Origin of the sequence: Massilia sp. CT11-108, from assembly GCF_047302915.1 — a bacterium.
Lineage (GTDB): Bacteria > Pseudomonadota > Gammaproteobacteria > Burkholderiales > Burkholderiaceae_D > Telluria > Telluria orientalis.
In genome coordinates this window covers 1-8,362 of sequence record NZ_JBKYMO010000246.1, presented here as the reverse complement: position 1 = coordinate 8,362, position 8,362 = coordinate 1, and the positions used below count along the sequence as shown (strand labels likewise).

Below are 8,362 nucleotides of genomic sequence, written 5' to 3'. Positions count from 1 at the left end.
AAGACTCTGCGCCGATGATAGTGCTGCAACCAGTGTGAAAGTAGGTTATCGTCAGGCTAGTTATATGCAGAAGCCCGTTCAGTTGATACTGAGCGGGCTTTTTTGCATTTCAGCTGTCCACAATGGATATCAAATTCAGCCTCGCAAACGAAAATTTTCGCATCGTCATAGAAAAAACTGCAGCGTTGATACGATATTGAAGCCTGGTGGCGTTAAGCTTCCTTGACGAGACACCCGATGTAGCCAAGATGCAAAATTTCTATAAAAAAGCGCTTTATGCGCTCCTTTTGTTGCTGGTCGCGGACGCTTTGATCGCCTGCCTGTGCGTGTACCAAAGTTACCCATCCGCCGCGCTGATGCCGCCGGGAGGCGGGGGCCTGTACTGGCGCCCGGTCACGAAGACGGACGCGCCGGAGGGCGGTACCTCGACCATACGCGTCATCGAGACCGCCCAGCGATCGCTTCGTTTCGACTTCCGGCTCACGCGGGCGACGACGTATCCGTTCGTCTCGGCCGACATGTTGTTCGAGGACGGCGAGGGCAATGCCGTGCCGGTGGATTTGTCGAGATTCGACACCATCACGTTCACGGCCAAATGCAATCCGATGAATGCCCTCATATTCGCCCTGCCGACATTCGACGCGGCCATCTCGAAGCCGGGCGACTACCTGACCTACCCGTCGCCGCTCACGTTTTTCTCCTGCAATGAGCGGGGTACGCCCGTATCGCTGGACCTGACGCGGCTGACCATTCCCCAGTGGTGGTACGACAGGATGCATCTCGACCTGTCGCACCAGTCTTATCAACTGAACCAGGTGGCGAAATTCGTCTTCGGTGTCAGCCAGCAGACCCCGCGCGACCGCGACAGCCGCGTGGAAATCAGTCATGTGACGTTGCATGGTCGCGATTATCGCTATCTCGTCGCGCTGGCGATCGTCCTCGTGGGCAGTTGGTGCGCGTTCGCGTTCTGGTTTTTCCGGGCCCATGCGCGCGAACTGGCGGCCAGCCTGGACAGCAAGCTCAGGAAGGATTTGCCGCTCGTCGCCTATCGGCAGCTGACGCTCGAACCGTTCAAGGACAAGGAAAAAGCGGCCGTCCTGCGTTTCATCGCGACGAATTACACGAATCCCGACCTGGACCTGGACCGCGTCGTCGCGGGAACGGGCGCCAACCGCAACAAGGTCAATGAAGTACTGAAGGCGGAACTCGGCATGACGTTCACGGCCTACCTGAAAAAACTGCGGCTGACGGAATCGGCCCGGCTGCTCACCGAGGCGCCCGCCGTGACCGTGGCCGAGGTCGCCTACTCCGTCGGTTACGCCAACGTCTCGTATTTCAACAAGCTGTTCAAGGAAGAATACGGCTGCACGCCCAAGGTTTTCAAGAGCGTGGCGAGCGCCGCGCAGCAGGAGCAGCACGACTCATAACAAATCCTGCATTTTTTGCTAAATCTTCCGCATTGGCGTTAGCGAGGCGCCGCCGGGCACCTTTATTCTTTTGTGGTCGAGAAACCTTCAAAGATCCAAAATGAAACTCATTGCAAAGATCGCCTTCGCTCTGGCCACGCTGGCCGGGCCTGCCTCGCTCCCGCTCGCCGCCCCCGTGGGCTGGCCCGGCCCGGGACAACTGTTCGTCGGGACGTGCTACCAGCCCGTCGACCGCACACCCGACCAGATCCAGCGCGACATCGCCCTGATGAAGAAGGCCGGGTTCAACGTCGTCCGGATGGGCGACCTGTCCTGGGATTACTTCGAACCCGAAGACGGCAAGTTCAAATTCGAGGAATTCGACCGCATCGTCGACGCGATGCAGGCGAACGGCATCAAGGTGATCGTGGATATTCCCGGCACGCCTGCGCCCCTGTGGCTGCATCGCAAATACCCCGGCGTGAACCTCGTGAATGCACAGGGCGCGACCGTGCAACCGGCCGAGCGCTACATGCTCGACATCAGCGACCCGGATTACCGCCGTCACGCCGTCCGTCTGGCCGAGAAGCTGACGCAGCGCTACGGCAAGCATCCGGCCGTGATCGCGATCGGCTTCGACAACGAGATCGGCAACACGTTCATGTCGTATTCGAAGGCCGACCGGACCCGCTTCGTCGCCTGGCTCAAACGAAAATACGGTACGCTGGATGCGCTGAACCAGGCGTGGGCGACCCAGCGCTGGTCGCGCCACCTGTCGTCGTGGGACGAAGTGGAACTGCCGTATGCGGACGGTCCCGGCCCGGCCGAGCGCAACCTCGACCTGCGCCGCTTCTGGTCCGACAACACGATCGCCGTGCTGAAGGACCTCGAAGCCGTCCGCGTGAAGTATGCGCCGGACAAGCCGGCGATCTCGAACCTGTGGGACAGCGCCGGGCGCAAGGGCTTCGACTATCTGTCGACGTATCGCCAGTACGCGCATTACGGTGCGATGGGCTTTTATCCGGGCGAGCCGGTCGGGTCCGGCTTTGAAGCATTGATGATGAAGGCTGGCCTGGACACGCCCATCTGGTTCAACGAGTTCACGGCGGGCGGCGGCGGCTACTACGGGACCAAAGGGCGCTCGCGGATGTGGGCTCACTTCGGCCTGCTGCTCGGCGCCCAATCCGTGATGGCGTGGACCTACAATTCCCACCTCGGCGGCGAGGAACAGATGATAATGGGTCTTCTCGATCATGACAGCAAGCCGTCGTGGAAGCTGTGGGAATTCGGCACGATCGCGCGCGAGTTCAAGACGCTGCAGGCGCTGGGCTTCCCGCGCCACACGGAACCGCAGGTCGCGTTCGCGTACTCGTTCGACAGCCGTAATGCCTCCACGCCGCCGGGTCCGTCGAACACGATGCGCCAGTACTTCACGATCCCGTACATGGACCAGCTCCACAATGCGTTCGCGCCCGTCTTCAACGACAACATCGACACGGCCGTCATCCACGTGGGCCATGACGACCTGCGGCGCTACAAGATGGTCGTGGTGGCGGCCGACCTCGTGATGGACAAGGCGAGTGCCGACGCGCTGCGCCGCTACGTCCAGGACGGCGGCACGGTCGTGATGACGGCGTTCTCGGCGAAGGTCAGCGAGACGGGCCAGGTGTTCGACACGCCGTTGCCGGGCCGCCTCAGCGACGTGTTCGGCCTGCGCACCAGCGAGTACTACAACGCCGACGCGCCGCTCGACGTCGGCTTCGACGGCAAGACCGTGAAGACGACGACGAAGTTCTACGAAGTGCTGGAGCCGTCCACCGCGAAGGTCGTCGCGCGCCTGACGAACGTGCCGGATGCGCCGCCCGCGATCACCGAAAACCGCTACGGCAAAGGCAGGGCGATCTACGTCGCCACGGCCGCGCAGCGCCCCGTCATGCAGGCGTTGTACCGCAGCCTGTACGGCGAACTTGGCATCAAGCCAGGCCCCGCGACACCGGAAGGCGTCTATGCCCGCGAGGTCGATGGCCGCACGCTGTACGTCAACACGACGACGCAACCGCAGGACGTGAAGTTCGACGGTACTGCCACCGGCGTGCTCGGTGGCCGCGCGTGGGACGGCACGCTGCGGCTCGAGCCCTTCGGCGCGGAGCTGCTGCGCAAATAAGCGCCGACCATGTTCGGGAAGACGGAATGAATCGTTTCATGAAGAAGATCGGTCTTGCCTGCGCCGCGCTGCTGGTGCTGGGGTTGGCGCTCGCCGCGCTGCGCGCCCGGACACCTGCGCCGGTACCGGTACACTACCCCAGCTACAATTCGAACCCGCTGCCCGCCGACATGTCGGGCATGCGCGACGACGCGGTGCAGATGGCGGGCAGGATGCGCCTGGGCTGGAACGTCGGGAATACGATGGAAGCCATCGGCGGCGAGACCAACTGGGGCAATCCGCTCGTCAGCAACAGCCTGATCCGGCTGGTCAGGCAGAGCGGCTTCGATGCCATCCGCCTCCCCGTGGCGTGGGACCAGTATGCCGACCCGAGGACGGGCAAGATCAGCGACACCTGGCTGGCCCGTGTGAAGCAGGTGGTGCAGTACTGCGTCGACAACGACATGGTCGTGCTGGTGAACATCCACTGGGACGGCGGCTGGCTCCAGGAGAACTTCACGGCCGACAGGCAGGCCGCCGTCAACGCGAAACAGAAGGCGTACTGGGAACAGATCGCCACGCTGCTGCGCGACTTCGATGGCCGCGTGCTCTTCGCCAGCGCCAACGAACCGGACGTCAAGGACGCCGGCCAGATGGCCATCCTGGCGTCGTACCACCAGACCTTCGTCGATGCCGTGCGCTCGACCGGCGGCCGCAACGCCTACCGCGTGCTGGTGGTCCAGGGGCCAGGCACCGACATCGAGAAGACCAACAAGCTGATGACGGCCATGCCGACCGATACCGTCCCCGGCCGCCTGATGGCGGAAGTCCACTTCTATACCCCGTTCAACTTCGCCCTCATGACGAAGGACGAAGCGTGGGGCAAGCAAGCCTATTACTGGGGCGCGGCGTATCACTCCAGGACCGACACCGCCCACAATGCGACCGCGGGCGAGGAGGCACTGGTCGACGACCTGTTCGGCCGCATGAAAGCGCAGTTCGTGGACAAGGGCATCCCCGTCCTCCTCGGCGAATTCGGCGCGATCCGCCGCTCGCAACTGACGGGCGACGATCTCAAGCGGCACCTCGCCAGCCGCGCCTACTATCACAAGTACGTCGTCAAGACCGCCCTGAAGAACGGCATGATCCCGTTTTACTGGGACACGGGCGATCTCGGTCGGAACAGCTTCGGCCTGTTCGACCGGCAGAACGGTACGGTCTTCGACCGGCAGACGCTCGACGCGCTGCGCGAGGGTGCGTCCGGGGAGTGATTGTCAAGTCGGGGACGTACTGACGCCGCGGCCGATCGCGTTGTCCCACAACCGGTCGTGCAGCGGCATCAGGATCACGTTGCAGACCGGTTCGAGCAGCGCCGCCATGCCGCCGAAGGCCACCGACCCGGTGGCCAGGTACAGGACGCCGAACGCCACGCCACCGTGCATCGTGGCCTGGCTGATCTTTTCGAGGCTGGCCAGCAGGTAGCGGCGCCGCCCGCTGGCCGCATGCACGCGGCGCGCCCACGCCCGTTCGTGGAACGGCAGCAGCAGCACGTTCAGCACGGGTTCGACCAGCACGGCGAGTCCGCCGAGCGCGATCGACCCCGTGAACGCATAGGCGATCGCGAAACCGATCGCCATGTGCGTGATGACCTGACTGCCTTTGCGTGCCGCTGCCATGAGATACTCCTTTATCGTCCAGCTCGCTCAAATGATATCGACTCTCATTTGAGCGGGCCAATCGGATGATGTAAAGCCGGCGATAGGATGGCTTTATCGACCATCGAAGAGACCCCGTGACGGACCTGTCGCTCGGCCTGCAGATTTACCCGATGTCGGCGCCGGGCACGGCGGCTAGGCGAGCGCCAGCAGCCGGTCGAGGAGCGGCGCCGCCGCATCCGCGATCCGGTCCAGGCTCGCCTCCCGCAGCGCGGCCGTGTCGACGACATGCGCGCTGTGCAGCCCCGCCCAGCGCAGCAGCGCCGCGCACGCATCGGCATGGTCGAACAGCCCGTGCAGATAGGTGCCCAGCACCTGGCCGTCGTCCGAGCACGCACCTTCCGGGCGGCCGTCGATCTCGAACGCGGGCCGCGCCAACGCGTCGCCCGTCGACACGCCCATGTGGATCTCGTAGCCGGTAACCGCCGCCTCCAGCGCATCGGGCGCGAACACGCAGCGGCCCGTCACCTGCGCGAGGCGCTTCTGGCGCGTCAGCGTCGTGCCCAGGCCCAGCAGGCCGAGGCCTTTCGAGTGGCCGGCCGCGCCTTCCACGCCGTGCGGATCGTCGACGCAGGATCCCAGCATCTGGAAGCCGCCGCAGATGCCGATCACCCTGCCGCCATAGCGCAGGTGGCGGCGGATGCGCTCCGGCCAGCCCTGCGCGTGCAGCCAGGCCAGGTCGCCGCGCGTGTTCTTGCTGCCGGGGAGGATGATGAGGTCCGCGTCCGGCACCGGCTCGCCTTCGCGCACGAAGCGCAGGTCGACGTCGGGATGGACGCGCAGCGCATCGAAATCCGTGTGGTTGCTCATGCGCGGATAGCTGGGCACGACCACGCGGAACGCGCCGGTCCCGGGCGCCACGGCCTGCACGGCGTCTTCCGCATCGAGATACAGCCCGTGCAGATAAGGCAGCACGGCCAGCACCGGCTTGCCCGTCTGTTCTTCCAGCCAGTCCAGGCCCGGCTCGAGCAGCTTGATGTCGCCGCGGAAGCGGTTGATGACGAAGCCCTTGATGCGCGCGCGTTCGCTGTCCGACAGGCAGGCCAGCGTGCCGACGATGTGGGCGAACACGCCGCCGCGGTCGATGTCCGCGACGAGGATCACCGGGCAGTCGACCGCCTCTGCGAACCCCATGTTGGCGATGTCGCGGTCGCGCAGGTTGATCTCGGCCGGGCTGCCGGCGCCTTCCACGATCACGGCGTCGTATTGCGCACGCAGCCGCGCATGCGATTCCAGCACGGCCTGCATCGCCACCGTCTTGTACTGGTGGTAGTCGCGCGCATTCATCTCGGCGCGCACGCGGCCGTGGATGACGACTTGCGCACCCGTGTCGCTCGATGGTTTCAGCAGCACCGGGTTCATGTCCGTGTGCGGTTCGAGTCCCGCGGCGACGGCCTGCAGCGCCTGTGCGCGGCCGATCTCGCCGCCGTCGCTCGTGACGGCGCTGTTCAGGGCCATGTTCTGCGGCTTGAACGGCGCCACGCGCACGCCGCGCCGCACCAGCAGCCGGCACAGCGCGGCGACGAGCGTGCTCTTGCCGGCGTCCGACGTCGTGCCTTGCACCATCAGGGTTGGATACGGGAAGCGGGTCATTTCGGGCGATGGCTGCGCGCCAGTTCGAGCTTTTCGCACAGCTGCGCGGCACCGGCGATCATGCGCGGGCCGGAGCGGTTGAGCAGGTTGCCGTCGATGGTGAACAGGTTGTTGTTGCGGACGGCGGTGAGTGTCCCGTAGGGCTTCCAGAGGCTCACGCCGCCGTAGTTCTTTTCCGCGGTGGCGAAGATCGCTTCCGGATTCTCCTGCAGCACGGCTTCGATCGACACGACGGGCGCCGTCACGGGCAGCTTGTCGAAGATGTTCTCGCCGCCGCACAGGCGCAGCGCGTCGCTGACGATGTGGCGGCCGTTCAGCGTGTACAGCGGCTTGTCCCACACCTGGTAAAAACTGCGCACGACGGGGCGCTTCGCATACCGGGCGCGCAGGTCGGCGATCCTGCCGCGCAGGCTTGCTGCCGCAGGGCCGGCGACGGCGTCGGTGCCCATCAGCTGGCCGAGCTTCTGCACGTTGTCCGCGATGTCTTCCAGCTTCTGCGGCTCGCTGTGGAACATCGGGATGCCGAGCTTCTGCACCATTTCGATCTGGCGCTCGGAACTGCCGTGGCGCCAGACGACGACCAGGTCGGGTTTCAAGGCCATGATGCGTTCCAGGTCGACTTCGCGGTTCGAGCCGATCTGCTGGATCTTCTTCGCTTCCTCGGGAAAGTCGCTGTACGAGACGACGCCCACGACATGGCTGCCGCCGCCCGCCGCGAACAGCAGCTCGGTGACGTGCGGCGCCAGCGAGATCACGCGCTGGGCCGGTTTCGCGACGGTGACGGTGGCGCCGGCGTCGTCCCTGACGCTGACGGCGGCCTGCGCCTGCAGGCTGGCCGCGCACAGGAGCGCGGCTGCGATGATCGATCGTTTCATGTGTCGTTCCATTCCCGGAGTGCTTGTTCGATGCGCCGCCATGCGGATTCGTTCCCCGGCAGGCCGACGCGGATGCCGCGCGCCGCGCCCGGGAACAGCCGTACCCAGATCGCGCGCCGCGCCATGTGTTCATGAAAAGCCTCGGCGCGCGGCTCCGCCCACCAATGGAACAGCGGGGTGCCGTGGGCGTCGATGCCGTAGTGTGCAAGCAGCGCGTGCATGCGCGCGCCGTCGCGTGCGAGGCGCGTTTGCGTGGCCTGTTGCCAGCCGTGGTCGCGCAAGGCCGCGATCGCGATCTCCTGCGCCGGGCCGCTGACGGCCCATGGCCCGAGCAGGTCGTCCAGCGCCGTCAGCAGGGTCGTATCCGCACCGACGAAGCCGAGCCGTAGTCCGGCCCGGCCCCTTGGGTCTGATTGTGCTGCGCTCGGTCGGATTGTTCGGGTTGATGACGACGACCACGTCGCTGCCGTCCACCGCGTCGTCGAGCGCGTCGTACGCCACCTGATGCATGACGTGGCCATGACGGCCCCAGTGATGCGCGTGTTCCGCATACGAGGGCGCGGACACCGTCACGCGCGCCGGCCCGGCCAGTTCGGCGCGCAGGCGCGGCAAGGCCTGGATCTGTCTGTT

The 8,362-nt window shown here is 65.3% G+C and carries 8 protein-coding genes; 4 read left to right on the top strand and 4 right to left on the bottom strand.

Features of this window, described 5'->3' with window-relative positions:
- The 4 genes from ACEN88_RS18880 to ACEN88_RS18865 all read left to right on the top strand — a co-directional run.
- The coding region (locus ACEN88_RS18880) for a hypothetical protein (RefSeq protein WP_413341980.1) at positions 1-226 on the top strand (226 nt) is incomplete at its 5' end.
- A gap of 100 nt (positions 227-326) precedes the next feature.
- Positions 327-1,427 carry a helix-turn-helix domain-containing protein gene (locus ACEN88_RS18875; RefSeq protein WP_413341978.1) on the top strand — a complete coding sequence of 367 codons (1,101 nt, stop codon included), beginning with the start codon at positions 327-329 and terminating at the stop codon, positions 1,425-1,427.
- Between the two features lie 100 nt (positions 1,428-1,527).
- Positions 1,528-3,570: a beta-galactosidase gene (locus tag ACEN88_RS18870; RefSeq protein WP_413341976.1), complete on the top strand. Its 2,043-nt coding sequence runs from the start codon at positions 1,528-1,530 to the stop codon at positions 3,568-3,570.
- A gap of 38 nt (positions 3,571-3,608) precedes the next feature.
- On the top strand, positions 3,609-4,820 hold the full coding sequence (locus ACEN88_RS18865; RefSeq protein ID WP_413341974.1) for a glycoside hydrolase family 5 protein: 1,212 nt from the start codon (positions 3,609-3,611) through the stop codon (positions 4,818-4,820).
- Positions 4,821-4,823: 3 nt separating this feature from the next.
- Here ACEN88_RS18865 and ACEN88_RS18860 read toward each other — a convergent pair whose 3' ends face one another.
- The 4 genes from ACEN88_RS18860 to ACEN88_RS18845 form a co-directional block, all read right to left on the bottom strand.
- Positions 4,824-5,225: a DUF2061 domain-containing protein gene (locus ACEN88_RS18860; protein WP_413341973.1), complete on the bottom strand. Its 402-nt coding sequence runs from the start codon at positions 5,223-5,225 to the stop codon at positions 4,824-4,826.
- Between the two features lie 174 nt (positions 5,226-5,399).
- Entirely contained in the window at positions 5,400-6,857 is a 1,458-nt protein-coding gene (locus ACEN88_RS18855) for a cobyric acid synthase (protein WP_413341971.1), read from the bottom strand.
- The gene (locus ACEN88_RS18850; protein WP_413341969.1) at positions 6,854-7,732 is read right to left on the bottom strand and encodes a cobalamin-binding protein; all 879 of its coding nucleotides are present in this window, start codon (positions 7,730-7,732) and stop codon (positions 6,854-6,856) included. The genes ACEN88_RS18855 and ACEN88_RS18850 overlap by 4 nt, the downstream gene beginning before the upstream one ends.
- Complete coding sequence (locus tag ACEN88_RS18845) at positions 7,729-8,253, bottom strand: aminotransferase class I/II-fold pyridoxal phosphate-dependent enzyme (RefSeq protein WP_413341967.1); 525 nt, start codon at positions 8,251-8,253, stop codon at positions 7,729-7,731. The genes ACEN88_RS18850 and ACEN88_RS18845 overlap by 4 nt, the downstream gene beginning before the upstream one ends.
- Positions 8,254-8,362 lie beyond the last annotated feature (109 nt).

Excerpts from the sequence above, each read along its gene's own strand:
- ACEN88_RS18870 (WP_413341976.1), top strand. The coding sequence starts at position 1,528 with ATGAAACTCATTGCAAAGATCGCCTTCGCTCTGGCCACGCTGGCCGGG.
- ACEN88_RS18865 (WP_413341974.1), top strand. The coding sequence starts at position 3,609 with ATGAAGAAGATCGGTCTTGCCTGCGCCGCGCTGCTGGTGCTGGGGTTG.
- ACEN88_RS18860 (WP_413341973.1), bottom strand. The coding sequence starts at position 5,225 with ATGGCAGCGGCACGCAAAGGCAGTCAGGTCATCACGCACATGGCGATC.
- ACEN88_RS18855 (WP_413341971.1), bottom strand. The coding sequence starts at position 6,857 with ATGACCCGCTTCCCGTATCCAACCCTGATGGTGCAAGGCACGACGTCG.
- ACEN88_RS18850 (WP_413341969.1), bottom strand. The coding sequence starts at position 7,732 with ATGAAACGATCGATCATCGCAGCCGCGCTCCTGTGCGCGGCCAGCCTG.
- ACEN88_RS18845 (WP_413341967.1), bottom strand. The coding sequence starts at position 8,253 with ATGGCCACGTCATGCATCAGGTGGCGTACGACGCGCTCGACGACGCGG.